The 22732-nt window shown below is 66.4% G+C and carries 24 protein-coding genes; 14 read left to right on the plus strand and 10 right to left on the minus strand.

Annotated elements, in window-relative coordinates; all coding sequences use genetic code 11:
- The first annotated feature begins 143 nt into the window (after window positions 1–143).
- Window positions 144–761, plus strand: a complete 618-nt coding sequence (locus ACODS4_RS09170) for a phenylacetic acid degradation protein PaaY (RefSeq protein WP_488862873.1) — start codon at window positions 144–146, stop codon at window positions 759–761.
- 1 nt (window position 762) lies between these two features.
- Here ACODS4_RS09170 and ACODS4_RS09175 read toward each other — a convergent pair whose 3' ends face one another.
- Window positions 763–1287 carry a MarR family winged helix-turn-helix transcriptional regulator gene (locus tag ACODS4_RS09175; protein WP_488862875.1) on the minus strand — a complete coding sequence of 175 codons (525 nt, stop codon included), beginning with the start codon at window positions 1285–1287 and terminating at the stop codon, window positions 763–765.
- Between the two features lie 174 nt (window positions 1288–1461).
- Here ACODS4_RS09175 and ACODS4_RS09180 point away from each other — a divergent pair, with 174 nt between their 5' ends.
- Both ACODS4_RS09180 and ACODS4_RS09185 read left to right on the plus strand, forming a co-directional pair.
- A complete protein-coding gene (locus ACODS4_RS09180) occupies window positions 1462–2586 on the plus strand; it encodes a homogentisate 1,2-dioxygenase (RefSeq protein WP_488862877.1) in 1125 nt (374 codons plus the stop codon).
- Between the two features lie 49 nt (window positions 2587–2635).
- Window positions 2636–3652 carry a fumarylacetoacetate hydrolase family protein gene (locus ACODS4_RS09185; RefSeq protein ID WP_488862879.1) on the plus strand — a complete coding sequence of 339 codons (1017 nt, stop codon included), beginning with the start codon at window positions 2636–2638 and terminating at the stop codon, window positions 3650–3652.
- Between the two features lie 92 nt (window positions 3653–3744).
- Here ACODS4_RS09185 and ACODS4_RS09190 read toward each other — a convergent pair whose 3' ends face one another.
- From ACODS4_RS09190 to ACODS4_RS09210, 5 genes are all read right to left on the minus strand, one after another.
- Window positions 3745–4344, minus strand: a complete 600-nt coding sequence (locus tag ACODS4_RS09190; RefSeq protein ID WP_488862881.1) for a DUF2889 domain-containing protein — start codon at window positions 4342–4344, stop codon at window positions 3745–3747.
- A 130-nt stretch (window positions 4345–4474) separates the two neighbouring features.
- Entirely contained in the window at window positions 4475–4933 is a 459-nt protein-coding gene (locus ACODS4_RS09195; RefSeq protein WP_488862883.1) for a CBS domain-containing protein, read from the minus strand.
- Window positions 4934–5124: 191 nt separating this feature from the next.
- Window positions 5125–5601 carry an SRPBCC family protein gene (locus ACODS4_RS09200; RefSeq protein WP_488862884.1) on the minus strand — a complete coding sequence of 159 codons (477 nt, stop codon included), beginning with the start codon at window positions 5599–5601 and terminating at the stop codon, window positions 5125–5127.
- A 144-nt stretch (window positions 5602–5745) separates the two neighbouring features.
- The gene (gene aroB / locus ACODS4_RS09205) at window positions 5746–6870 is read right to left on the minus strand and encodes a 3-dehydroquinate synthase (protein ID WP_488862886.1); all 1125 of its coding nucleotides are present in this window, start codon (window positions 6868–6870) and stop codon (window positions 5746–5748) included.
- Between the two features lie 4 nt (window positions 6871–6874).
- Window positions 6875–7522, minus strand: coding sequence for a shikimate kinase (locus ACODS4_RS09210; protein WP_488862888.1), 648 nt, complete (start codon window positions 7520–7522; stop codon window positions 6875–6877).
- Between the two features lie 310 nt (window positions 7523–7832).
- Between ACODS4_RS09210 and ACODS4_RS09215 the strand changes: the two genes are divergently transcribed.
- From ACODS4_RS09215 to aceB, 4 genes are all read left to right on the plus strand, one after another.
- The gene (locus ACODS4_RS09215; RefSeq protein WP_488862890.1) at window positions 7833–7973 is read left to right on the plus strand and encodes a hypothetical protein; all 141 of its coding nucleotides are present in this window, start codon (window positions 7833–7835) and stop codon (window positions 7971–7973) included.
- On the plus strand, window positions 7954–9852 hold the full coding sequence (locus ACODS4_RS09220) for a hypothetical protein (RefSeq protein WP_488862892.1): 1899 nt from the start codon (window positions 7954–7956) through the stop codon (window positions 9850–9852). The genes ACODS4_RS09215 and ACODS4_RS09220 overlap by 20 nt, the downstream gene beginning before the upstream one ends.
- Window position 9853: 1 nt before the next feature.
- Complete coding sequence (gene xerD / locus ACODS4_RS09225; protein ID WP_488862894.1) at window positions 9854–10849, plus strand: site-specific tyrosine recombinase XerD; 996 nt, start codon at window positions 9854–9856, stop codon at window positions 10847–10849.
- Between the two features lie 430 nt (window positions 10850–11279).
- Complete coding sequence (aceB, locus tag ACODS4_RS09230) at window positions 11280–12884, plus strand: malate synthase A (protein ID WP_488862896.1); 1605 nt, start codon at window positions 11280–11282, stop codon at window positions 12882–12884.
- A 413-nt stretch (window positions 12885–13297) separates the two neighbouring features.
- On the opposite strand, the gene ACODS4_RS09235 is transcribed toward aceB, so the two are convergent.
- Together ACODS4_RS09235 and ACODS4_RS09240 are read right to left on the minus strand one after the other, a co-directional pair.
- Entirely contained in the window at window positions 13298–13804 is a 507-nt protein-coding gene (locus ACODS4_RS09235) for a hypothetical protein (RefSeq protein WP_488862898.1), read from the minus strand.
- A gap of 425 nt (window positions 13805–14229) precedes the next feature.
- Window positions 14230–14973 (minus strand): class I SAM-dependent methyltransferase, encoded by a 744-nt coding sequence (locus tag ACODS4_RS09240; RefSeq protein WP_488862900.1) that lies wholly within the window; start codon window positions 14971–14973, stop codon window positions 14230–14232.
- 158 nt (window positions 14974–15131) lie between these two features.
- On the opposite strand from ACODS4_RS09240, the gene ACODS4_RS09245 reads away from it, so the two are divergent.
- The 4 genes from ACODS4_RS09245 to ACODS4_RS09260 all read left to right on the plus strand — a co-directional run bounded on the left by ACODS4_RS09245 (window position 15132) and on the right by ACODS4_RS09260 (window position 17675).
- On the plus strand, window positions 15132–16088 hold the full coding sequence (locus ACODS4_RS09245) for an acetyl-CoA carboxylase carboxyltransferase subunit alpha (protein WP_488862902.1): 957 nt from the start codon (window positions 15132–15134) through the stop codon (window positions 16086–16088).
- A gap of 16 nt (window positions 16089–16104) precedes the next feature.
- Complete coding sequence (locus ACODS4_RS09250; RefSeq protein WP_488862904.1) at window positions 16105–16626, plus strand: MAPEG family protein; 522 nt, start codon at window positions 16105–16107, stop codon at window positions 16624–16626.
- 80 nt (window positions 16627–16706) lie between these two features.
- The gene (locus ACODS4_RS09255; RefSeq protein WP_488862906.1) at window positions 16707–17372 is read left to right on the plus strand and encodes a Crp/Fnr family transcriptional regulator; all 666 of its coding nucleotides are present in this window, start codon (window positions 16707–16709) and stop codon (window positions 17370–17372) included.
- Window positions 17373–17471: 99 nt separating this feature from the next.
- Window positions 17472–17675 (plus strand): YgaP family membrane protein, encoded by a 204-nt coding sequence (locus ACODS4_RS09260; RefSeq protein ID WP_488862908.1) that lies wholly within the window; start codon window positions 17472–17474, stop codon window positions 17673–17675.
- Window positions 17676–17745: 70 nt separating this feature from the next.
- On the opposite strand, the gene ACODS4_RS09265 is transcribed toward ACODS4_RS09260, so the two are convergent.
- Both ACODS4_RS09265 and ACODS4_RS09270 read right to left on the minus strand, forming a co-directional pair.
- A complete protein-coding gene (locus tag ACODS4_RS09265) occupies window positions 17746–18342 on the minus strand; it encodes an ActR/PrrA/RegA family redox response regulator transcription factor (protein ID WP_476561130.1) in 597 nt (198 codons plus the stop codon).
- Between the two features lie 2 nt (window positions 18343–18344).
- Window positions 18345–19667, minus strand: a complete 1323-nt coding sequence (locus ACODS4_RS09270; RefSeq protein WP_488862910.1) for an ActS/PrrB/RegB family redox-sensitive histidine kinase — start codon at window positions 19665–19667, stop codon at window positions 18345–18347.
- Window positions 19668–19769: 102 nt separating this feature from the next.
- Between ACODS4_RS09270 and ACODS4_RS09275 the strand changes: the two genes are divergently transcribed.
- The 3 genes from ACODS4_RS09275 (at window position 19770) to lpxD (ending at window position 22655) form a co-directional block, all read left to right on the plus strand.
- The gene (locus ACODS4_RS09275; RefSeq protein WP_488862912.1) at window positions 19770–20621 is read left to right on the plus strand and encodes an ABC transporter ATP-binding protein; all 852 of its coding nucleotides are present in this window, start codon (window positions 19770–19772) and stop codon (window positions 20619–20621) included.
- Window positions 20608–21438: an ABC transporter permease gene (locus ACODS4_RS09280; protein ID WP_488862914.1), complete on the plus strand. Its 831-nt coding sequence runs from the start codon at window positions 20608–20610 to the stop codon at window positions 21436–21438. The genes ACODS4_RS09275 and ACODS4_RS09280 overlap by 14 nt, the downstream gene beginning before the upstream one ends.
- A gap of 98 nt (window positions 21439–21536) precedes the next feature.
- Complete coding sequence (gene lpxD / locus ACODS4_RS09285) at window positions 21537–22655, plus strand: UDP-3-O-(3-hydroxymyristoyl)glucosamine N-acyltransferase (RefSeq protein WP_488862916.1); 1119 nt, start codon at window positions 21537–21539, stop codon at window positions 22653–22655.
- Window positions 22656–22732 lie beyond the last annotated feature (77 nt).

The following is a 22732-nucleotide window of genomic DNA, read 5'->3' on the forward strand; positions in this document are numbered from 1 at the left end:
TACCAATCAAGCGCGGATCTTGTCCCCATCATAACACGATACAGACATGCTCATGATGGCGGAAAATCAGTATCGCGTACAGCGCGGCGGCGGTGTAGCGTGACCCGGCCTATAAGCCGTTTGCGACCGACGAGGATGTTCCGATGAGCCTGCCGCGCCCTGCCGTCTACGCGATTGACGGCGTCGTTCCCGTGATCGACCCGACCGCCTTCGTCCACCCCTCGGCGGTGCTGATCGGCGACGTGGTGGTTGGCCCGAACTGCTACGTCGGCCCTTGCGCCAGCCTGCGCGGCGATTTCGGGCGCATCCTTCTGGAGGCGGGCAGCAACGTGCAGGACAATTGCACCATGCACGCCTTTCCCGGCCATGACGCGATCATCGAGCTGGACGGCCATGTCGGCCACGGCGCGGTGCTGCACGGCTGTGTGGTCAAGCGCGGCGCGCTGGTCGGCATGAACGTGGTGGTGATGGACGGCGCGGTGATCGGCGAACAGGCCATCGTCGCCGCCATGGCCTTCGTCAAGGCGGGTTTCATCGTGCCGCCGCGCACGCTGGTTGCCGGTCTGCCAGCCAAGGTGATGCGGGACTTGAGTGCGCAGGAGATCGCCTGGAAGGCGGAAGGAACCCGGGAGTATCAGCGGCTGGCGGAACGCTCGCTCGCCACCATGGTCGCCTGCGAGGCGCTGACCGCCGAGGAGCCGAACCGCCCCCGTGTGGACGCCGGAACCGTCCAGCCGCTGCACCGGACCAAGGGCGGTTGAATCAGGCGCCGTCGTCTTCGTCTCCGGCGCCCTGGCGGGCGGGGGCCGCCGCCAATTCGTCGGCGCGGGCCTGCAAGCGGGTCAGCAACTGGTCGAGCGTCGCCCGTTCTTCGTCCGACAGGGCGGTGGTCAACTCGGCTTCATAGGCCAGGGCCATCGGCACGATTTCCGCGTAGATGGCCAAGGCCTTGGCGGTCAAAGTCAGCAACGCCTTGCGGCGGTCGGCGTCGCCCGATTCGCGCAGGATCAGGGCGGAGTCCAGCATCCGGCTGATGGCCCGGCTGACCTGCACCTTGTCCATCGCCGTGCGCTGGGCGATTTCCCCGGCGCTCAGCGTTTCGCCGCCGCCCAGCACGGCGATGATCCGCCATTCCGGGATGGTGATGCCGAACCGCGTTTCATAAAGCTTGGCCACCGTGTGGCTGACCGTGTTGGCCAACACCGACAGGCGGTAAGGCAGGAAGCGCGTCAGGTGCAGCGACGCCGAAGCGGGCTTGGCGGAGCGGGAACGGCGGACGGGCGGCATGGGCGGGCTTCTTGAGCAAAGAGGGCGGGGCGAACCGGCTGCCGAAACGTTGCAGCGCTGAAAATCCATCCTGACCCGGAATTTTGTGCTTGCAACAGTTTCAAACGAAACTATCTTGTCAACATACGACAACCGGGCGGAAAAGCCCGCCACCGATCCCCGTGGGAGGACGCATTGAAGAACTGGATCTCGTTCCCGAAGGTCGAAGGCACCGCGACCCGTCAGGCCCATGTCCGGCTTCCCGCCGGAACCTATGAGCGGGAGGTGGGGCGCGAGGGGTTCTTTGGTCCCGCCACCCAGTTTCACCACGCCCACCCGCCCACCGGCTGGACCCGCTTCGACGGGCCGCTGCGCCCGCGCGCCTTTGATCTGAACAAGGCCGACCAACCGCTGGATTGCCCGCTGTCGGCCCCCAGCCTGATGGGCAACGCCGCGACGCAGGTCCGGCTGTGGCGGTTCAAGGGCAAGATGGAGCATCTGGTCCGCAACGCCGACGGCGACGATCTGCTGTTCTTCCACCAGGGCGGCGGCGAACTGTTTTGCGATTATGGTCATCTGACGGCGGTGGAGGGCGATTACGTCGTCCTGCCGCGCAACACGGCCTGGCGGCTGGAGAGCGAGGGCGGGGCGACCGTGCTGATGGTGGAGGCGACGAACGACGCCTACCGCCTGCCCGCCAAGGGCATCGTCGGCGCCCACGCCATCTTCGATCCGGCCATGCTGGACGTCCCGCTGCTCGACGACGCCTTCCAAAGCCAGAAGAGCGAGCGCGAAACCCACATCCGCGTGCGCAAGCGCGGGCAGGTCTGTTCGATGACCTACCCGTTCAACCCGCTGGACGCGGTGGGTTGGCACGGCGATCTGGCCCCGGTGCGGCTGAACTGGCGCGACATCCGCCCGTTGATGAGCCACCGCTACCATCTGCCGCCGTCGGCGCACAGCACCTGGGTGGCCAATCGCTTCATCGTCTGCACCTTCGTGCCGCGCCCCATCGAATCGGACCCGGAGGCGCTGAAGCTGCCCTATTACCATTCCAACGAGGATTACGACGAGGTCCTGTTCTACCACCAGGGCCAGTTCTTCTCGCGGGACAACATCCACCCCGGCATGGTCACGTACCACCCCTCGGGCTTCCCGCACGGGCCGCATCCGAAGGCCTACGAGACGGCGCAGAAATACGACCGCAAGGAAACCGACGAGGTCGCGGTGATGATCGACACCCGCGACCCGCTGGACGTCTACGCCGCGATGGAAGACGCCGAATGGTCCGGCTACGCCGACAGTTGGAAGACGAAATAAGGGCCGCGCAGGCCTTGCGGCTGCAAAGATCACGAGGGAAGAGACAACGATGAAGCTGGCGAGTTTGAAGGCGGGCGGGCGCGACGGAACCCTGGTGGTGGTGGCGCGCGACCTGTCCCGCGCGCAGGAGGTTCCCGCCATCGCCCGGACGCTGCAAGCGGCGCTGGACGATTGGGCGGCGCTGGCCCCAAAGCTGGAGGCGGTCTACGCCGGGCTGAACGCCGACCCGGCGGCGGGGGTTCCCTTCGACCCGGCGCAGGCGGCTTCGCCGCTGCCGCGCGCCTATCAGTGGGCCGACGGTTCGGCCTACGTCAACCATGTGGAGTTGGTCCGCAAGGCGCGCGGGGCGGAAATGCCGCCCAGCTTCTGGACCGACCCGCTGATGTATCAGGGCTGTTCGGACGGCTTCCTCGCCCCGACCGACCCGATCCCGGCGGCGACGGAAGCCTGGGGCGTCGATTTCGAGGCGGAAATCGCCGTCGTCACCGACGACGTGCCGATGGGCGTGTCGGCGGACGCCGCGCGCGGCCACATCAAGCTGTTGATGCTGGTCAACGACGTGTCGTTGCGCAACCTGATCCCGGCGGAGCTGGGCAAGGGCTTCGGCTTCTTCCAATCCAAACCGGCGTCGAGCTTCTCCCCCGTCGCGGTGACGCCGGACGAGCTGGGCGCGGCCTGGGACGGGGCCAAGCTGCATCGTCCGCTGGTGTCGCGGCTGAACGGCGACCTGTTCGGCGCGCCCGACGCGGGCGTGGACATGACTTTCGACTTCCCGACCCTGGTGGCCCACGCCGCCAAAACCCGCCATCTGGCGGCGGGCAGCGTCGTCGGCTCCGGCACCGTGTCCAACAAGCTGGACGGCGGCCCCGGCAAGCCGGTGTCGGAGGGCGGCGTGGGTTATTCCTGTCTGGCTGAACTGCGCACCATCGAAACCATCGCGTCGGGCGCCCCGAAAACCCCGTTCCTGCGCTTTGGCGACCGCGTGCGCATCGAGCTGTTCGACGACTCTGGCGCCAGCGTCTTCGGCGCCATCGACCAGGAGGTCGTCCGCTACGACGGCCCGTAAAGGCGTTTGTCGCGCTGGTGGCGTTTTGAACTCCCCAACCCCCTGTCCGGTTCGGACGGGGGTTTCTTTTTTGGAGCGTGCGACGGGGAAGCTTACTCCGCCGCTTCGTCCGCCGCGCGGTCGCCGGTGTAATGGTCCGGCCAATGCGTGCGCACGACCTCGCCGTCGCTGGAAAAAATGTGGCACATGTTGAGCAGGGTCGGGCGTTCTTTGCCGTCCTGGACGCTGCGCCCTTCGGCTTTCGCCTTGTCAGCCTTCTCGCGGGTCAGGATGGGGAAGACGGTTTGAAAGGCGGTGGTCGCCATCGGTCCCAGCAACTCGACCAGATGGGTGCAGCCCTGCGGGCCGCCCAGCCGATCCTTGACCGCGCGGGTCCAGCCTGGGCCAATCCGCAAACCAACCAGCGCCTGAAAGCGCGGGGTGATCGACGGGCAGGCGCGGTAGGGGCTGTGCTCCGTCACCGCTTCCACCGCGTGAACGGTCAACTGGTCGTCCACGGTCAGGCGCATCCACATCTGGTGGATCGGGTCGCCCGGCTCCATATGACCGCGCTCTTCGGTGTGGAAGGCGTAGCTTTTGACGTCGGTGATGTGGCCTTCGATGTCCCACAACCCATCGGCGCGGCGGAAGCCTTCGCACGTCACCTTGCGGGTGTGGATCGGCGTGCGCGCGGCGGGGGCGGAGAGGGGCATCGGTGCTCTCGGTTCGTCATGTCTGGCGACGGAATGTCCTGTGACATCACGAACTATCGGCGGGGCTGGCCCGTTGGTCAAGCCAACCCCGCCGCAATGCAGCGTTACCTTTGCGTCAATGGCGGGACGCTTAGGCGGATCCCTCCGCCGAATAGCCCGACCCGAACATGAAGGCCTCGCGGTCGCGGATTTCCTCCTCCAGATGGGTGCGGACCACGGCGAACAGGTCGCGAATCGACACCATGCCGACGGCCTCGCCATCGACCGCGACGGGCAGATGGCGGTAATTGTGCCGTTCCATCAACTCCATCGCGGCGATCGCCGGGGAGGAAGGCGGCAGGGTGTCGGGATCGGCGGTCATCACGGTGGACAGCGGCGTGGTCGCCGGGTCCAGACCGGCGGCCACCACCCGCACGGTCATGTCGCGTTCGGTGACGATCCCCTTCAGGGTTCGCCCCTCCGTCACCAGAACGGCGGCGATGCGGCGTTCGGCCATCAGCAGGGCGGCGTCGCGCGCGCTCGCGGTCGGCGGCAGGCACGACAATTCCTGATTCTTGATGACGTCGGGCATCAACTTGCGGGTCGGCATGTGTCCCTCTCCCTCGGCGGTGGATTTTGTGGACAAACGATGCTCTTCAACGCGACTCATGCGTTGCGAAGCGACGATCCTGACAGTTTGTCGCCGTCGCAGTCAATCAATCGAATTGTCCAGAGACTACTCCATTAAGCCGAGTTCTCGGGACCGTCCGCCAAGGATTCAGATCCTTTCGCCGTGTTCGGTCATTTCCCGCTCAAGGCCTTGCGCAATCCATCGAACCCGGCGGTGTAGATCCCGGCGATGACGGTTTTCGCCTCGGCGTCGGGCGCGCCCTTGGCCTTGAAGCGGGACGACCAGACGATTCGGGTGGTTTTGGCGTCCACGGCGGTCAGGCGCAGGGTGGAGACGTAGTTTTCCACCGGCAGCGGGCCGCTGACGATGCTGTAACGCAGCCAATGCTTGGCGGCGGAGACGGCCTGGCGGCGTTCGACGATGGAGCCGCCGCCCTTCAGGGCGATGTCGCGCTCTTGCGCCCCGTCGCGCTGGCGCAGCGTGCAGCCTTCGACCGCCGGGTGCCACGCGGCGATGCCGCAGAAATCGCCGATCTGCGCCCAAACCTGGTCGATGGGCGCGGCGATCCGCGTGGATTCCTTCACCTCCAGCGCCAAGGCCGGTTGCGCGAGCAAAGCCAGAGCGGCGGCGGCCAGATGGATTTTCATGCGCGTGTTCTCCCCCGATGCGGTGCGCGACCGCGCGCCGTGCCGCGCGCGTCGTCGAGGGAGAGTATGAAAAGGCGCACGCCCGCCGCGCAATGAGACGATAGGCGGATGATCCGTGCGCGTGAGGGATCCGCGTGGAGGGTCTTACGCCGCCGTCACCGATTCGCTCAGCACGGCGCGCACGGCGTCGGCGTCGACGTCGCGGCGGGTGAAGGCCTTGCCAATGCCGTTGGCGAGGATGAAGGTGATGCGGCCATCCGACACCTTCTTGTCCTTGGCCATCGACCGGATCAGCTCATCGACGTTCCAGGCGACGCCGGGAATGTCGGTCGGGCGCACCGGCAGGCCGACCGACGCCAGATGAGCGCGGGCGCGCCGCGCGTCCTCCGCCGGGCACAGGCCGAGTTTCACCGACAGGTCGAAGGCCAGCACCATGCCGATGGACACCCCTTCGCCGTGCAGCAGGGTTTGGCCGAAGCCGGTCGCCGCCTCCAGCGCGTGGCCGAAGGTGTGGCCGAGGTTGAGCAGGGCGCGGTCGCCGCTTTCCCGTTCGTCCACGCCGACGATGTCGGCCTTGGCCCGGCAACTGGTGGTGACGGCGTGGCGGCGGGCGGCGCTGTCGCCGTCCACCACGCGCTGGCCGTTGTTTTCCAGCCAAGTGAAGAAGTCAGGCAGGCGGATCAGGCCGTATTTGACCACTTCGGCGTAACCGGCCAACACCTCGCGCTTGGGCAGGGTGTCGAGCGTGGCGGTGTCGGCGATGACCAGCCGGGGCTGGTGGAAGGCGCCGATCAGATTCTTGCCGTGACGGCTGTTGATGCCGGTCTTGCCGCCGACGGAGCTGTCCACCTGCGACAGCAGGGTGGTGGGAACCTGGATGAAGTCGATTCCGCGCAGGGCCGAGGCGGCGGCGAAGCCGGTGATGTCGCCGATCACCCCGCCGCCCAGCGCCAACAGCACGGTGGAGCGTTCGATTCCGCGCCCGAGAATGTCGTCCAGCAGCGTCTGGAAATGGCCGAAATCCTTGGTCTTCTCCCCAGCGGGCAGGATGATGGCGGGGGAGGGGGCGATCCCGGCCTCGATCATCGCGGCGTTCAGGCTGTCCAGATGCAGCGGCGCGACGTTGGCGTCGGTGACGACGATGGGCGCGCGGCCCTTGGTGACGGCGGCGATGCGCTCGCCCGCGTCGGACAGCACGCCGTCGCCAACCAGAATGTCATAGCTGCGGGCGCCGAGGTCGAGGCGGACGGTGTCGAGCGAAGCGGTCATGGTTTTAGGGTGTCCCGACGGGTTTGCTGGTGGCGGGGTGGGCGGCGTGTCCGGCGCGGTGGGGCAGGGGAATCCCGAAATGCCGCTCCAGCGCCTCGATCACCAGCTCCACCGTGGTGTCGGGCGGGCGCTCGTCGCTGACGACGGTCAGGTCGGCTTCGGCGTAGGTCGGGTAACGCAGCGCCATCAGACGGCTCAGCACGTCGCGCGGGTTGCCCTGGTTGAGCAGCGGGCGGTGGGTGCGCTTGGCGGTGCGGGCGATCAGCACGTCCAGCTCGGCGCGCAGCCACACCGAAACGCCGTGGTTGTGGACGGTGGCGCGGGTGTCGGCGTCCATGAAGGCGCCGCCGCCGGTCGCCAGAATGTGAACCGGCTCTTCGGTCAGCAGGCGGGCGATGATTTTTCGCTCCACCGCGCGGAACACCGGCTCGCCGTCGCGGGCGAAAATCTCGGCGATGGTGCAGCCCGCCGCCGCTTCGATTTCGATGTCGGCGTCGCGGAAGGGCAGGTTCAGGCGCGCGGCCAGTCGGCGACCGATGGCGCTTTTTCCAGCGCCCATCAGCCCGACCAGCACCACCGTGCGGGGAAGACGCGGCGTCATGGCCTCCGTCAATGTCGGAAGCGGATCGGTCATCGCCTTGCGCAGTCCCATTTTGCCTTACCCATATCACCAAACCGTGACGATCCACCGTCATACCAAGCATAACCCCCCGGGCGCCATCCCGGAACGCGGGGCGCGACGCTTGGCGCGCGCATTCTTCACGGTTCCGTCTGTTGCGCGGCGGCGCGTCCTGCGGCTACACTGCGCGCGCTGTGCGAACGGCGGCCTTCGGGCTGACGCTGGCCGGACGGTTGCGGCCTGCCTAGCAGAAAGACCGTTTCTTGTCCCAAGCCGCGCGGTCGCAGACGTGATAGGGTCGTTCGCCCTGTCGTATCCCCGCCACAACATCTCCTTTGGTGCCATGAGCCGGTTCGTCTCCGTCCTTGTCGTTTTGCTGCTGCTGATTTTCTGCGGCGGCATGATTTTCCTGGCGTCCTGGGACATGCCGGCTCCGTCGAAGGCGGTGGAGAAGGTCTTGCCGGATGTGCGGTTCCCGCGCTGAAACGTCCCGATTGGGCGTGGCTCGGCGGGCGCTGGCGCTCGCTCTCGCGCTGTCCGGCGTCGCGTCCGGGGCTGCGGCGCAGGTCGTTGGCCCGCCGATTCGCCTGACGCCGCCCGCGTCCTTGCCCGAGTCCCGTTCGGCGCCCAGCGTCGCCGCGCCCGCTCCATCCGCACCCGTCTTGGCCGCGCCCCCTCCCAGCTCTGCCCCCAGCCCGCCCTCCATGGCGGTCGTGCCGGTGGTTCCCCGCCCCGCGCCGGTGACGACGCAAGCGCTGGGGCCGCCCGATCCCGACGGCGCCGGTCTGTTGAGCGGCGCGGACGGGTTGGGCGGCGATCCCTGGCGTGGGATCTCCCAAGCCGATCTGCTGCCGCTGATCGCCGCGCTGCCGGTCAATGCCCCCTCGCCAGCGGCGAAGGCCCTGCAACGCCGTCTGTTGCTGAGCGCCGGGTCGCCCGCGCTGGCCCCCGCCGGGCTTCAGCCAGCGGGACCACAGCCTGAAACCTTCCCCGCCGCGCCCGCCGCCCGCCGTTTTGGCGCCTTGCGGGTTGAGGCGCTGGCCCGGCTGGGCGATCCGCGCGCCGCGTCGGAGCTGGCCGACCGGCTGCCCGGCCTGCTGGCCGCCGACGAGGCCGCCGCCCGCGCTCTGACCGACGCCGAATTGCTGGTCGGTCCGATGGAATGCGCCAAGGCGCAGGCGCGCGGCCAGGGCTTTGACGATCTCTATTGGCGCAAGCTGGATCTCTATTGCCGGGCGCGCTTGGGCGATCGGGCCGGGGCCGATCTGGCGCTGGCGATGCTGCGCGAGCGCGCCGGGCGGGCCGATCCCTTCCTGCCGGTGGCCGAGGCGCTGGTCGGTGGCCCGCCGCCCGCGCGCGGCCTGCTCGACGCCACCCCCATCGCGCTGGCCTCCATGCGCGCCGCCCGCCTGCCGGTTCCGCCGGACGCGCTGTCGCTGACCGATCCGGCCCTGCTGGCGGCGGTCGCCACCAACCCGGCGAGCGACCCGATGACGCGGGTGTCGGCGGGGGAGCGGGCGGCGGCGTCGCTGTTCCTCGATTCCCGCCAACTGCTCGATCTCTACGCGCAGGTTCCGGCGCGCGGCGACGAGCTGTCGCGGGCGAAGGAGATCGCCAGCCGCGACCGCTCCGCCCGCAGCCGCGCGTTGGTCCAACAGGCGATGGCGGGAACGATGGAGGGAACGCGGCGGATCGGGCTGGCGGCGCTGGCCGTCGATCTGGTCGATCCGCTGTGGCGCGCCGGGCCGGTCGGCGGGGCGGCGGCGAGCCTGCTCGACACCGTGTCGCCGACCGCCGACGCGGCAAGCTTGGCCCCGGCGGCGGTGCGGCTTTATTGCGCGCTTGGACGGTTGGACGCGGCCAAGCGCTGGCTGGATCTGGCGCTGCGCGGGCGGACGGCGGACGTGGCGTGGCTGTGGCCCTTGGCGGCGGTTTCCGGCCTGCTCCCGCGCGGGGCTGAATCGGCGGGGGTGGCGGCGTGGCTGGACGAGGCGCTGCGCGGGGCGGACGCCGCCGCGCGGGCGCGGCTGGTCGGTCAACTGGTCCTGCTCCAGGCCGTCGGCGTGGCGGTGCCCGATTCGGCGTGGCTGGCGGCGACCGACGGAGCCGGACCGCCGGGCGGGGTGGCGGGCGGCGCCGATCCGGCGTTGTGGCAACGGCTGGGCGACGCGGCGACCGGCGGACGGGTCGGCGAAACGGTGGCGGCGGCGCTGCTGCTGTTGGGCGAGGCCGGTCCCGCCGGGGCGTCGCCCCTGCTGGTGGCGCGGGTCGCCGCCAATCTGCGGGCGGTGGGGCTGGAGCCGGACGCCCGCGCCCTGGCCCGCGAAGCGATGGCGGCCTTGGCCGCCCCGACAGGATCGTGAAATGACGCAGCCCAAACGTCGCGGACGCCCGTGCAAACCCCGTCCGCTGGCGGCCTCTCCCCACATCGACGCCTTTCTCGACATGCTGACCGCCGAACGCGGCGCGGCCGCCAACACCCGCATGGCCTATGAGCGGGATTTGGCCGATCTGGGCCGCTGGCTGGCCCAACGCGGCACGCCGCTGGACCGGGCGGGCACGGATGATTTGCGCGGCTATCTGGCCTTTCAGACCCGCGACGACGCGCCCGAACCACCCGCCCCGCGCACCATCGCCCGGCGTCTGTCGGCGATGCGGCAGTTTTACCGCTTTCTGGTGTCGGAAGGGCTGCGGGCCGACGATCCGGCCTCCGCCCTCGACAGCCCGAAACAGGGGCGCTCGCTGCCCAAGATTCTGACCGAGGCCGAGGTCAACGCCATGATCGCCACCGCCGAGGCGCGCGGCGGGCCGGAAGGGCTGCGGCTGGTGGCGCTGCTGGAGGTGCTCTACGCCACCGGGCTGCGCGTGTCGGAGCTGGTCGGCCTGCCGATGACGGCGATTTTGCGCGACGGGCGCGGGCTGGTCGTGCGCGGCAAGGGCGGAAAGGAACGCATGGTGCCGCTGTCCGATCCGGCGGTGGCGGCGCTGGCCGATTATCTCCCCCTGCGCGGCCATTTCGTCGTGCCGGGGCGCGAGGCGGCGCAAACCCCCTTCCTGTTTCCGTCGCGCAGCTCCACCGACGGCCATCTGACCCGGCAGCGCTTCGCCCAACTGCTGAAGGAACTGGCGGTCGAATCGAACATCGACCCGGAAAAGGTCAGCCCGCACGTCCTGCGCCACGCCTTCGCCACCCATCTGCTGGACCATGGCGCCGATCTGCGGTCGGTCCAGAAGATGTTGGGCCACGCGGACATCGCGACGACGCAGATCTACACGCATGTCGTGACGGAACGGTTGCGGGCGGTGATGCGGGAGCATCATCCGCTGGCCCGGCGGAAAATAACGGAGCCGTCGGAGTGAGGGGTTTTTTTGACACCGATGAACACAGATAAACACAGATGAATTTTGGGATGAGCCTAATTTAATAGCAAGATATCAGATTGATTGAAGCGGGAATTTCTATAAATATTCAATGGATAATTAAGCATTATCCTGGAAGGTTGTCAAATTATATTTATGTAGATTTTAAAATAATCTTTCAAAATCGCTGCCTCTGTTGAGCAAGTTTAACCCGATCTTATTTTATTCATCTGTGTCCATCTGTGTCCATCTGTGTTTATCTGTGTCAAAAAATTTACTCCCCCACCCAGAACCGCATCCATCCGGCCCCCCCAACCACCCCGCCGCACTGCGACGTTAGGCCGTCCCCAACCTGGACGCGCGTCGTGCTATAGCAGGTGTTCAACCGTCGCAGAGCGGTCCGTCGCGATAAGGAATGGGGAGCAGCGTCATGGCCAACATCATCTCGGGTCTTGAGATCCGTGGTCCGATGGAACCCGGATACGAGACGGTTTTGACGCCCGAGGCGTTGGCTTTCCTGGCGGAGCTGGAGGGGCGGTTCGGGCCGGAACGGCTGCGGCTGCTCGACATCCGGGTCAAGCGTCAGGCGTTGCTTGACCAGGGGCGGAAGCCCGATTTCCTGCCGGAAACCCGCGCGATCCGCGACGCGGATTGGACCATCGCCCCGCTGCCCGCCGATCTGCTCGACCGACGGGTGGAGATCACCGGGCCGGTGGACCGCAAGATGGTCATCAACGCGCTGAATTCGGGCGCGAAGCTGTTCATGGCCGATTTCGAGGACTCGAACTGCCCGACCTGGGCCAACCAGATCGCGGGGCAGATCAACGTCCGCGACGCCGTGCGGCGGGTGATTTCCTACGACGATCCCGCCACGGGCAAGAAATACCGTCTGACCGACCGCCCCGCCGTGCTGAAAATCCGCCCGCGCGGCTGGCACCTGGAAGAGCGCCATGTGTGGATGGACGGCGCGCCGATCTCCGCCGCGCTGTTCGACTTCGGCCTGTTCGTCTTTCACAACGCCAAGGAGCTGGTGGCGCGCGGCAGCGGCCCCTATTTCTACCTGCCCAAGCTGGAAAGCCATTTCGAGGCGCGGCTGTGGCGCGAGGTCTTCACGGTGGCGGAGGAGGTTCTCGGCCTCGCCCACGGGACGATCAAGGCCACGGTGCTGATCGAAACCATCCTCGCCGCCTTCGAGATGGACGAGATCCTTTATGAGCTGCGCGACCATTCCGCCGGGCTGAATTGCGGGCGCTGGGATTACATCTTCAGCTTCATCAAGAAGTTCCGCAACGACCCCGCCGCCGTCCTGCCCGACCGGGCGGAGGTGACGATGGCGACCCATTTCCTGTCCTCCTACAGCCAATTGGCGGTCAAGACCTGCCACCGCCGCAACGCGCCCGCGATTGGCGGCATGGCCGCTTTCATCCCGGTGAAGGACGACCCCGCCGCCAACGAAACCGCCTTCTCCCGCGTCCGCGCCGACAAGGAGCGCGAGGCGTCGAACGGCCATGACGGCACCTGGGTGGCGCATCCGGGGCTGGTGCCGGTGGCGATGGCGGTCTTTGACGCCTACATGCCCACCCCCAACCAGATCGCCCGCAAGCGCGCCGACCTGACCGTCGCCGCCGCCGATCTGCTGACCGTGCCGCAAGGGGCGAAGACCGAAGCGGGCCTGCGCAACAACGTCGCCGTCGGCATCGGCTACATCGAGGCGTGGCTGCGCGGTTCGGGCTGCGTGCCGCTGTTCAACCTGATGGAGGACGCGGCGACCGCCGAAATCAGCCGCAGCCAGGTTTGGCAATGGATCCATCACGGCGCGGCGCTGGACGATGGCCGGGCCGTTACGGTGGAACTGGTGGATTCGGTGATCGCCGAGGAACTGGCGGCCTGGAAGACGCGCGTCGGCGCCGCGACGTTCGACGCGGGGCAATACGCCGCCGCCGCCACGCTGTTCCGCGATCTGGTCGCCCGCCCGGATTTCGTCGAGTTCCTGACCTTGCCCGCCTATGACCGGCTGATGGCGGCGGAGGGGTGAGGGAAACGGACACGTAGATTGTGACGTAAATTTTCAGGAAGCGAAATATCGGTATCTAAAAAAGACGGTTGCTAAGAATTTTTAGAGGGAAATTCGTAGACCCCCTGCGTCCTTATCTACTTGGGATGCAGGGGTGTATTCTATATAATAGATAGCATGATCGGATATTTTCTGAAGAGTGGGGGTAATCAGGGCTATTGTGTTTTTGGAAAAATAAAATATCCGGCAACAACATGAGTGACTGTTTGACAACCGCTTTCGCTATCAACATCTGGGGTCGCTTCGCCAGCGTGAGCCACTACAGATCGCAGTCGGAACGAGTTGTCAAACAGTCACTGAGGTTTCTACCGAGATTTGGGTGAAGTTCTTTGGTGAAAACCCTCAATGGGGTGGCCGCGCAACGCAAAATACTATTAAAAGTTATTCTTAATGCGATTTTCATCGATATAATTTGCGCCCTTCTGGAGTGCTGCTTTCAGATCGTCCAGTTTTCGCACATCATTGAGAAACATTGATGAACCATCAGCAGATATGGAAACACCAATTCCACCGCGAAGTTGGCTAAAGACTGTAATGCTAAATTTGCTCGGTGTGCTAAATTTGATCTCAAAGTTTTTAAACTTTGTTACGCCTGGATGAGCAAGTTTAAGTCTATCAATAGCAGCGCATGTCCGGCCAACGTCATCGTAGCTAATAATGACAACGCCTTCGCGTCCATATTGATCCGATGGTTTCACGGTTGCAACTATAAAATATTCAATGCTTCTATTGTCAACGTCGATTATTTCTCTGGCTTCCAAATCAAGAGATCCCATACCGGCAAATGTGCCAATTGGTGAAAAAGATCTTATGCTTATTCCGAGAGGACCACTCTCATCCGAGAAATCGGTATAATCTCCGCTAATTACTAAATTATTCATGATTTTCTCCTTGCATTTCTCATTTTGAGGTAGGGGATGTTGCATTAAGTGATTGTTTGACAACCGCTTTCGCTATCAACATCTGGGGTCGCTTTGCTAGCGTGAGCCACTACAGATCGCGGTCGGAACGAGTTGTCAAACAGTCACTAAGTGATCGAATCGGGTGGTTGGATGGAATAACCCTACCAAAGGATATCCTCTTATCCAAGGAATATATTTTTCAGCTACGGAGTGGAAAATTCTCAATTTTTCATATTTGGAATGAGCGGTTCCATTAAAATTCAGGGCGTCCACCTATTTTTAAGCAATTTAGCTCTATTGACCTCAAGCCTTTGACAAGATCTATTCCCATGGCTGAGGCGGCGTTCATCCCACTGAGTCCACTGCGGGGCGAAGGGCGATGGACTGATACTCATGCGAATACCTTAACAGTCCACAAACCCGAACCGCAGCCCCAACGGCCAGCGGATCATCCGCGTTCCGTCGCCCCACAGCGGGGCGACGTCGGCGGCGAAGGCGTCCAGCGGGCTGACGCCCAGCGCCTTGGTCGCCTCCTTCACCCCGCTCCAGGTGTTCATGTAGTCCAGCAGGCGGGGCAGCGGCCAGTCGGCTTGCATCGCCATCGGCGGAACCGGCTGTTCGGCGAAGGGAAAGGGCAGGTCGCGGTAGGCGCGAATCACCTTCCAGCGGTCGGCGGGCCAATAGGGGGCCAGCGTCCCGTTGTGGAAGCGCTCGATCACCGGATCAAGGATCGGATCGACCAGCATCAGCCCATAGCTGACCAGCGCCACCGCCGCGCCCGGCTTGGCGACCCGCCGGACCTCGGCGTAAAAACGCTCCAGATCGAACCAGTGGGCGGCCTGGGCGGCGACGATCAGGTCGCAAGACGCGTCGTCCAGCCCGCTCTCCTCGGCGGGCGCGACGGCGTAGCGCAGGTTGGGCCGGGGATCGGCGTTGGCGATTTGATCGGCGCTGGCGTCGGTGGCGACAACCCGCGCGAATCGGTCGGCCAGCGCGGTGGAGAGCTGTCCGTTGCCGCAACCGACGTCCCAGGCCAGCCCGCGCGCGGGCGCGGCGGCGGCCAGAAAATCCGACAACGCGGCGGGGTAGGTCGGGCGAAAGGCCCGGTAATCGACCGCGTGGGCCGAGAAATGATCCTGGAATCCCATGGGCGTTCACGATAAAGGAAGGGCGGTCGTCGCGGAACCCTCTTCGGCGCCCGCGTCGTTATGCGGTGGCTTGCGCGCTCGTGGCGTGCTAACCAAGCCCGCGCCTTGCGAAACCGCGCCGTGCGAAACCCTGGCCCCGCCAAAACACAGTGTCCGGCATGCAGACCTTTCTGGAATTTGAAAAGCCGATCGCCGAGCTTGAAGGCAAGATCGAGGAATTGCGGCACCTGACCAACGCCGGCGACATCAACATCGCCGACGAAGTGGCCAAGCTGCAAACCAAGGTCGACAAGCTCCTGCGGCAGACCTACGCCAAGCTCACGCCCGGACAAAAGGTTCAGGTGGCTCGCCACCCCAACCGTCCGCATTGCCTGGATTACGTCCAGGGGCTGATCGAGGATTTCACGCCGCTGGCGGGCGACCGCTTCTTCGCCGAAGACCGCGCGGTCATCGGCGGGCTGGGGCGCTTCCGGGGCCGGTCGGTCGTCGTCATCGGCCAGGAAAAGGGCCACGACACCGAGTCGCGGGTCCGCCACAATTTCGGCATGGCCAAGCCCGAAGGCTACCGCAAGGCCCAGCGCCTGATGGATCTGGCCGACCGCTTCAACCTGCCGGTCCTTTCGCTGGTGGACACGGCGGGGGCGTTCCCCGGCGTCCAGGCCGAAGAGCGCGGGCAGGCCGAGGCCATCGCGTCGAGCATCGCCCGTTGCCTGCGGCTGAACGTGCCGATGGTCGCCTCGGTGATCGGCGAAGGCGGTTCGGGCGGGGCCATCGCCATCGCCGCCGCCGACCGCGTGCTGATGCTGGAACACGCCATCTATTCGGTGATTACGCCGGAAGGCTGCGCGTCGATCCTGTGGCGCAGCCCCGACATGGCGGGAGAGGCGGCGATCGCGCTGCGCCTCATCAGCCATGATCTGAAGGAACTGGGCGTCATCGACCGGATCATTCAGGAACCCATCGGCGGCGCGCAACGCGACCCCGCCGCGACGGTCAAGGCGCTGGGCGACGCCATCGAGCAGTCTCTGCGCGAGATGGACGGGCTGAACGCGGCGACGCTGCGGGCCAAGCGCCGCGAAAAATTCCTGGAGATGGGCCAGAAGGGTCTGGGTTGACAGGAGCGTTCCCATCATGGCCGACCGTTCCACGATTTTGCTGAAACGGGCGGCCATGGTGAATGGCGGGTCGGCGGCGCTGACCTTCGCCGCTTTTCTCTGGTTGGTTGGGCGGGTTCCACCGCCGTCTTTGAGCCAGTCCGCCGACCGTTTCGTGGTGTGGGCCAGCTTGGCTCTGTGGCCGAGTCTGGTTCTGTGCGGCATGGTCGGCGCGGTCATTCTGGCGCGCGGCTTGGGCCGGGCCTTCAACCCGCTGACCGACGCCGAATCGCCCTTTCAACGCGTCAGCCAGCGTATTTTGAGCAACAGCGTCGAACAGACCCTGATTTTTCTGCCCGCCTTGGCCGCGCTGATAGCCCTGTCGCCGCCCGCCGAATTGGGCGCGGCGCGGGCGGCGGTCGGCCTGTTCGCGCTGGGCCGCCTGCTGTTCTGGGGCGGCTACCTCATCCATCCGTTTTGGCGCGCGCCGGGGATGGCGATGACGCTGTCCACCACATTGACCGTGCTGGGCTGGGCCGTGCTCCACGCCCTGGGGTGATTGGGCGGGCTGGACGTCGCCCGTTGGTCGGGCGATAGTCTCCCTTGGGAAAACATGGTTTTCAGCGATGGGGGAGCCGAATGCTCGACCGGACGGACTGGCTGAGCGCGTTTCCGGCGCTGGGCGGGCTGGAGCCTGACGGGCGGGCGTTGCTGGCGGCGTCGGGCCAGCGGGTGGCGGTGCCGCGCGGGGCCGTGCTGTTTCGCGCGGGCGACCGTTGCCACACCTTTCTGATGCTGTTGGACGGCTCCGTGCGGGTGCAGATGACCTCGGAAAACGGGCGGGAAATCGTGCTGTACCGGGTGGCGCGCGGCGAAACCTGCATCGTCACCACCGCCTGTTTGTTGACGCAAGCTGATTACAGCGCCGAAGCGGTGGCCGAAAGCGATCTGGACGGGGTGGCGCTGGCCGCCGGGCCGTTTCACGATCTGGTCGCGCGGTCGGCGGTGTTCCGCAATTTCGTCTTTGCGTCCTTCGGGACGCGGCTGACCGGCATGATGATGCTGGTGGAGGAGGTGGCCTTTGGCCGCATCGACCTGCGGCTCGCCCGCTTCCTGCTGGATCACCGCGACGCCGACGGCGGCCTGACGACCACCCATCAGGCTTTGGCGGTGGAGCTTGGCACCGCGCGCGAGGTGGTCAGCCGCCAGTTGAAGGAGTTCGAGCGGCGCGGGCTGCTCGCCCTGGCGCGCGGGCGGGTGGAGTTGCGGGACGTGTCGGCGCTGGCGGAATTGGCCGACGGGTGAGCCGTTTCCTTTCCCTTGTGACTCCGTCACAGACGGGGCGGGCGGATCGGCGTAGTCCAGAGCGTGACAACGGGATTCCCCAGACCAGAGAGGTGCATCATGTTTTGCCGGAATGTCGGCCCGGTTGACCGGGCGTTGCGCGCCATCGTTGGGCTTGTGCTGATTTCGCTGACCGTCGTGGGTCCGCAAACCCTGTGGGGGTTGGTTGGCGTCGTGCCGTTGTTGACCGCTTTCCTCGGTTCCTGCCCCGCCTACACGATCCTCGGGGTCAAAACCTGCAAGATCGAAGACCGCGCGGCCTGACCGTTCAGCCCGTGAAAACGCGAAAGGCCCGCCCGATGACCGGGCGGGCCTTTCGTGTGCCAGACTCCGCTCAGCCGCGCGGGGCGTGCTTGTTCAGGATGCGCTGAAGCGTGCGGCGGTGCATCTTCAGGCGGCGGGCCGTTTCCGACACGTTGCGCTCGCACTGCTCGAACACGCGCTGGATGTGTTCCCACCGCACGCGGTCGGCGGACATCGGGTTGTCGGGCGGCTGGGGCAGGGTGCGGCCATCGGCCAGCAGCGCCGATTCCACCGCGTCGGCGTCGGCGGGCTTGGGCAGGTAATCGACCGCCCCGGCCTTCACCGCCGCCACCGCCGTGGCGATGTTGCCATAGCCGGTCAGCATGACGATGCGGGCGTCGGGCCGGGCGTCGCGCAGGGCGGCGACCACGTCCAACCCACTGCCGTCGCCCAGCCGCAGATCGACCACGGCGAAGGCGGGGGCGGATTCCTGCGCCACCTCGATCCCCAACTGGACGCTGTCCACGGCCACCACATTAAATCCGCGCTTTTCCATGGCGCGCGCCAGTCGCAAGCGAAATGGCGCGTCGTCGTCAACGATCAAAAGGCTGCGGGTCACGTCGCCGGTGAAGGTGAGTTTGACGGTTTCCCCCGACAGCAGGTCGTCGGTTGTCTTGGCGTTGTCCACCGCTAGTCCTCTTTCTTGATGTTGGTTTTTTTCCATCTTACGGAAATTCGGGCGCCGCCGCCCTTGTTGTTTTCGTAACGCACCGTCGCGCCGGTTTTTTCCAGCAGCGTCTGGGCGATGAAGATGCCCAACCCCATGTGGCTGGATTGCCCGGACCGTTCGCCGCGCACCGACAGATACGGCTCGCCGATCCGGCCCAACAGATGGGCGGGAAAGCCGGGGCCGTCGTCCATCACGGTGACGGTGACGGTCTTGCCGTCCCAGGCGGCGGCCACCGTCACCTGACGGCGGGCGAATTGGTGGGCGTTCTGAATGAAGTTGCCGATGCCGTGGATGATCTCCGGGCTGCGGCGCAACACCGGCTCCTCGGCCTCGCCCACCGGGTGGGGTTCGACCGTGAAGGCGACATGGCCCAAACGATGCGGCGCGGCGGCGGCCTCGATCAGCGTGGTCAGCGGCAGCCGCTCGAACGGGTCGCCGCCGTCGGCCTCGGGCTTGCGGGCCAGATCGGCCAGGATCTCGCGGCAGCGCATCACCTGGCTTTGCAGAAGGTCGATGTCCTCGCCATAGGGGCCGTCGGGCGGCAGATCGCGCGCCAGCTCCTTCGCCACCACGGCGATGGTGCCGAGCGGCGAACCCAGCTCATGCGCGGCGGCGGCGGCCAGCGCGCCCAGCGACGACAGCCGCTGTTCGCGGGCCAGCGCCACTTGCGAGGCGGCCAGCGCGTCGGCGAAGCGCCGCGCCTCGGCGGCGACGCGGAAGACGTAACCGGCGATGAAGACGGCGGACACCGACAGCGACAGCCACACGCCAAAGGCGTAAAGCGGGGCCATCGAGCGGATCGGCTCCTCCCACGGCAGCGGGAAATGCCACAGCGCCAGCGCGGTCAGGCAATTCAGGTTCAGCCCGGTCAGCAGCACCGTGCTGTAGCGCGACAGGATCGCCGCGCCAACCGTCATCGGGGCCAGCAGCAGGATGCAGAACGGGTTGCTGAGGCCGCCGGTCAGATAGAGCAGCAGCGACAGTTGCAGCATGTCGTAGCTGAGATAGAGCGCCGCGTCGCGGTCGGCCAGCCGCAGCCGCCCGCCGCGCTGGGCCATCGCGACCAGATTCAACAGAACCGACGCGCTGATGGTCGCCAGCACCGGACCCAGCGGCAGCGGGAAGGTCAACACGCCATGGACGAAGCCCACGGCGGCGAACTGCCCGAGGATCGCGACCCAGCGGATCAGGATCAACGTGCGCAGGGTGATGCGCCCGTCGGGGTGGGACCAATGCGGCGCCGCTGGCAGCGGGACCGGCAGGGTGGAGGCGAGCGTCGTCACAGGGGCGTTTCCTCGATCGACCGCGTGAATCGCGGTTTCGGCATTGTTCGGTTGCGCGCGCGGCTCTGGCGGTTTTCCCGCCCGCGTCCATATTCTGTGGCCATGACCCATCGCCCCCCCATCGCCCAGCCGGTTCCGCCGTCCGATCCGCGAACCGACGCCATCCGCGTTGACGCGCTGACCAAACGCTTTCCGACGCCCGGCGGCGGCGCGGTGACGGCGGTGGACGCCGTGTCCTTCCGCGTGGCGCGCGGCGGCGTGACCGGGCTGTTGGGCGGCAACGGGGCGGGGAAAACGACGACCATCTCCATGCTGTTGGGGGTGCTGCTGCCGACGTCGGGACGGGTGGAGATTCTTGGCGTGGACATGGCGCGCCATCGGCATGCCGTGCTTGCGCGCATGAACTTCTCCTCTCCCTACGTCGAACTGCCCCATCGATTGACGGTGCAGGAGAACCTTACCGTCTATGGCCACCTCTATGGTTTGACCTGCGTCAAAAAGCGCGTCCAAGAGCTGGCCGAGCAGCTTGACCTGACGCGGTTTCTCAATCGTCCGTCCGGCGGGCTGTCCGCTGGGCAGAAAACACGGGTGGCCCTGGCCAAGGCCTTGCTGAACGAGCCGGAGGTCTTGTTGCTCGACGAACCCACCGCCTCGCTCGACCCGGACACGGCGGATTGGATTCGCCGTTATCTGGAGGAGCACCGCGCCCGCACCGGCGCGACCATCCTGCTGGCTTCGCACAACATGCTGGAGGTCGAACGGCTGTGCGACGACGTGCTGGTGATGCGCCAGGGGCGCATCGTCGATCAGGGCGCGCCGTCGGCCCTGCTGGCCCGCTATGGCCGCGCCACGCTGGAGGAGGTCTTCCTCGACATCGCCCGCGCGCGGGTGGACGGCGGCGGGGCGGACAGGAGCGAAACGGCGAAAGGGGAGACGGTCGATGCGGCGGAGTGAGGTTGCGACCATTCCCGCCCCGGATTTCTCCGTCCGCCGGGTTGGCGCGATGGTGCTGCGCTATTGGTATTTGCTGCGCGGATCCTGGCCGCGTCTGCTGGAGCTGGCCTATTGGCCGACCATGCAGATGATCTTGTGGGGCTACATCAACCAATTCATGGCGACGTCGAGCGGGTGGGTGGCGCAAGGGGCGGGCGTGCTGGTCAGCGCGGTGCTGTTGTGGGACGTGCTGTTCCGGGGGCAGCTTGGCGTCTCGATCTCCTTTCTTGAGGAAATGTGGTCGCGCAATCTGGGGCATCTCTTCGTCAGCCCGTTGCGTCCGACCGAATGGATCACGGCGCTGATGACGATGAGCCTGTTGCGGACCCTGATGGGGGTTCTGCCCGCCGCGCTGCTGGCGATTCCGTTCTTCGGCTATTCGGTGTTCGGCCTTGGCCTGCCGCTGCTCGCCTTCTTCCTCAATCTCATCGTGCTGGGGTGGGCGCTGGGGCTGGTCATCATCGCGCTGATCCTGCGCTATGGCATGGGGGCGGAAGGGCTGGCCTGGATCGTCGTCTTCATGCTGGCACCGGTCAGCGCGGTCTATTACCCGGTCTCCGTCCTGCCCGGCTGGCTGCAATGGGTCGCGTGGTCGCTGCCCTCGACCCATGTGTTCGAGGGGATGCGCGGCGTGCTCTATGACGGGGCGACGCGCTGGGACCATCTGGCCTGGGCGGTCGGACTGAACATTCTTTATATGGCGCTGGCGGTCGGGGTGTTCCTCTATGGTTTTCACCGGGCGCGGGTGCGCGGCGCGCTGTTGCAGACCGGCGAGTAGCGCGCCTGAACGTCTCGCCAGCGTGGTTCGCCCGTGTTAGGGTCCGCGCCGCTTTTTCCGCGCCCGCTCGCCCATTTTCCGTGGAGCTTGGTTCCATCATGATTCTCGCCGAGATCGCCGCCGCTCTGGACGCCCATGTCGAGGGCGATTCGACCCTCGTGATCCGGCGCGCCGTCCATCCGTCCGAGGCCGAGGGGCCGGAGGATCTGGCGTTGGCCATGGACAAGGATCTGCTGGCGCTGCTGCCCGGCAGCAAGGCGGTGGCCGCCGTGGTCGCGGAAGGGGCGGAGGTTCCCGACGCCGTCCAGGCCCGCATCGTGGTGAAGCGCCCGCGCTACGCCATGGCCGGGCTGCTGGACGTGTTTGAAAAGCCGGTCCACGCCGAACCGGGAATCCACCCGATGGCCTTCGTCGCCCCCGACGCGGTGGTGGCGGACGACGTGTCCATCGCGCCCTTCGCCTATGTCGGGCCGCGCGCCCGAATCGAGGCCGGGGTCGTCATCCTGCCGCACGTCACCGTCGGGGCCGACGCGGTGATCGGCGCGGGCAGCCTGCTGCATCCCGGCGCGCGGATCGGCGAGCGGGTGGCGCTGGGCGCGCGCTGCATCATCCATCCCAACGCGGCGGTCGGCAACGACGGCTTCAGCTTCGTCACGCCCGAGCCGGGCAGCGTCGAATCGGCCAAGACCACGGGCCGCGTCGTCGGCACCAACGTGTTGATCCGCCGGGTCAACTCCATCGGCACGGTCATTCTGGGCGATGACGTGGAGATCGGCGCGGGCGCGACCATCGACCGGGGCACCGTCACCGCCACCCGGATCGGCAACGGCACCAAGATCGACAACCTCGTCCAGATCGGCCACAACGTGCAGGTTGGAACCAACTGCATGCTGTGCGGCCATGTCGGCGTGGCGGGCAGCACGATCATCGGCGACCGGGTGGTGTTGGCGGGCAAGGTCGGCGTCGCCGATCATGTCAAGATCGGCAGCGACGCGGTGGTCGCCGCCAATTCCGGCGTCGGCACCGACATTCCGGCCAAATCCGTCTATATGGGCTATCCCGCCGTCCCCCGCGCCCGCGCGTTCGAGCAGTATAAGGGGCTGGCCCGGCTGAAGCGCCTGTTCGCCGACGTCGCCGATCTGAAGGCCCGCTTGCGCGCGGTCGATGGGTTGGGGACCGCGCCGCCCGTCGCGCCGTCTGAGCCTGAGAAGGATTGAGTTTCACCACCCCCGTCGCCCCCACCCTCCCACGCTGGCGCGTGGGTCCCTCCCTCCCCCGCTTCGCAGGAGAGGGG

The organism is Azospirillum sp. FG154 (assembly GCF_057809575.1).

Coding starts and splice junctions, on each gene's coding strand:
- ACODS4_RS09200 (WP_488862884.1), bottom strand. CDS start 5,601: ATGAAAATCCATCTGGCCGCCGCCGCTCTGGCTTTGCTCGCGCAACCG.
- ACODS4_RS09235 (WP_488862898.1), bottom strand. CDS start 13,804: ATGAATAATTTAGTAATTAGCGGAGATTATACCGATTTCTCGGATGAG.
- ACODS4_RS09245 (WP_488862902.1), top strand. CDS start 15,132: ATGCAGACCTTTCTGGAATTTGAAAAGCCGATCGCCGAGCTTGAAGGC.
- ACODS4_RS09215 (WP_488862890.1), top strand. CDS start 7,833: ATGAGCCGGTTCGTCTCCGTCCTTGTCGTTTTGCTGCTGCTGATTTTC.
- ACODS4_RS09190 (WP_488862881.1), bottom strand. CDS start 4,344: ATGCCCCTCTCCGCCCCCGCCGCGCGCACGCCGATCCACACCCGCAAG.
- aceB (WP_488862896.1), top strand. CDS start 11,280: ATGGCCAACATCATCTCGGGTCTTGAGATCCGTGGTCCGATGGAACCC.
- ACODS4_RS09260 (WP_488862908.1), top strand. CDS start 17,472: ATGTTTTGCCGGAATGTCGGCCCGGTTGACCGGGCGTTGCGCGCCATC.
- ACODS4_RS09195 (WP_488862883.1), bottom strand. CDS start 4,933: ATGCCGACCCGCAAGTTGATGCCCGACGTCATCAAGAATCAGGAATTG.
- ACODS4_RS09220 (WP_488862892.1), top strand. CDS start 7,954: ATGTGCGGTTCCCGCGCTGAAACGTCCCGATTGGGCGTGGCTCGGCGG.
- ACODS4_RS09275 (WP_488862912.1), top strand. CDS start 19,770: ATGACCCATCGCCCCCCCATCGCCCAGCCGGTTCCGCCGTCCGATCCG.
- aroB (WP_488862886.1), bottom strand. CDS start 6,870: ATGACCGCTTCGCTCGACACCGTCCGCCTCGACCTCGGCGCCCGCAGC.
- ACODS4_RS09255 (WP_488862906.1), top strand. CDS start 16,707: ATGCTCGACCGGACGGACTGGCTGAGCGCGTTTCCGGCGCTGGGCGGG.
- xerD (WP_488862894.1), top strand. CDS start 9,854: ATGACGCAGCCCAAACGTCGCGGACGCCCGTGCAAACCCCGTCCGCTG.
- ACODS4_RS09175 (WP_488862875.1), bottom strand. CDS start 1,287: ATGCCGCCCGTCCGCCGTTCCCGCTCCGCCAAGCCCGCTTCGGCGTCG.
- ACODS4_RS09210 (WP_488862888.1), bottom strand. CDS start 7,522: ATGGGACTGCGCAAGGCGATGACCGATCCGCTTCCGACATTGACGGAG.
- ACODS4_RS09170 (WP_488862873.1), top strand. CDS start 144: ATGAGCCTGCCGCGCCCTGCCGTCTACGCGATTGACGGCGTCGTTCCC.
- ACODS4_RS09240 (WP_488862900.1), bottom strand. CDS start 14,973: ATGGGATTCCAGGATCATTTCTCGGCCCACGCGGTCGATTACCGGGCC.
- lpxD (WP_488862916.1), top strand. CDS start 21,537: ATGATTCTCGCCGAGATCGCCGCCGCTCTGGACGCCCATGTCGAGGGC.
- ACODS4_RS09250 (WP_488862904.1), top strand. CDS start 16,105: ATGGCCGACCGTTCCACGATTTTGCTGAAACGGGCGGCCATGGTGAAT.
- ACODS4_RS09185 (WP_488862879.1), top strand. CDS start 2,636: ATGAAGCTGGCGAGTTTGAAGGCGGGCGGGCGCGACGGAACCCTGGTG.
- ACODS4_RS09280 (WP_488862914.1), top strand. CDS start 20,608: ATGCGGCGGAGTGAGGTTGCGACCATTCCCGCCCCGGATTTCTCCGTC.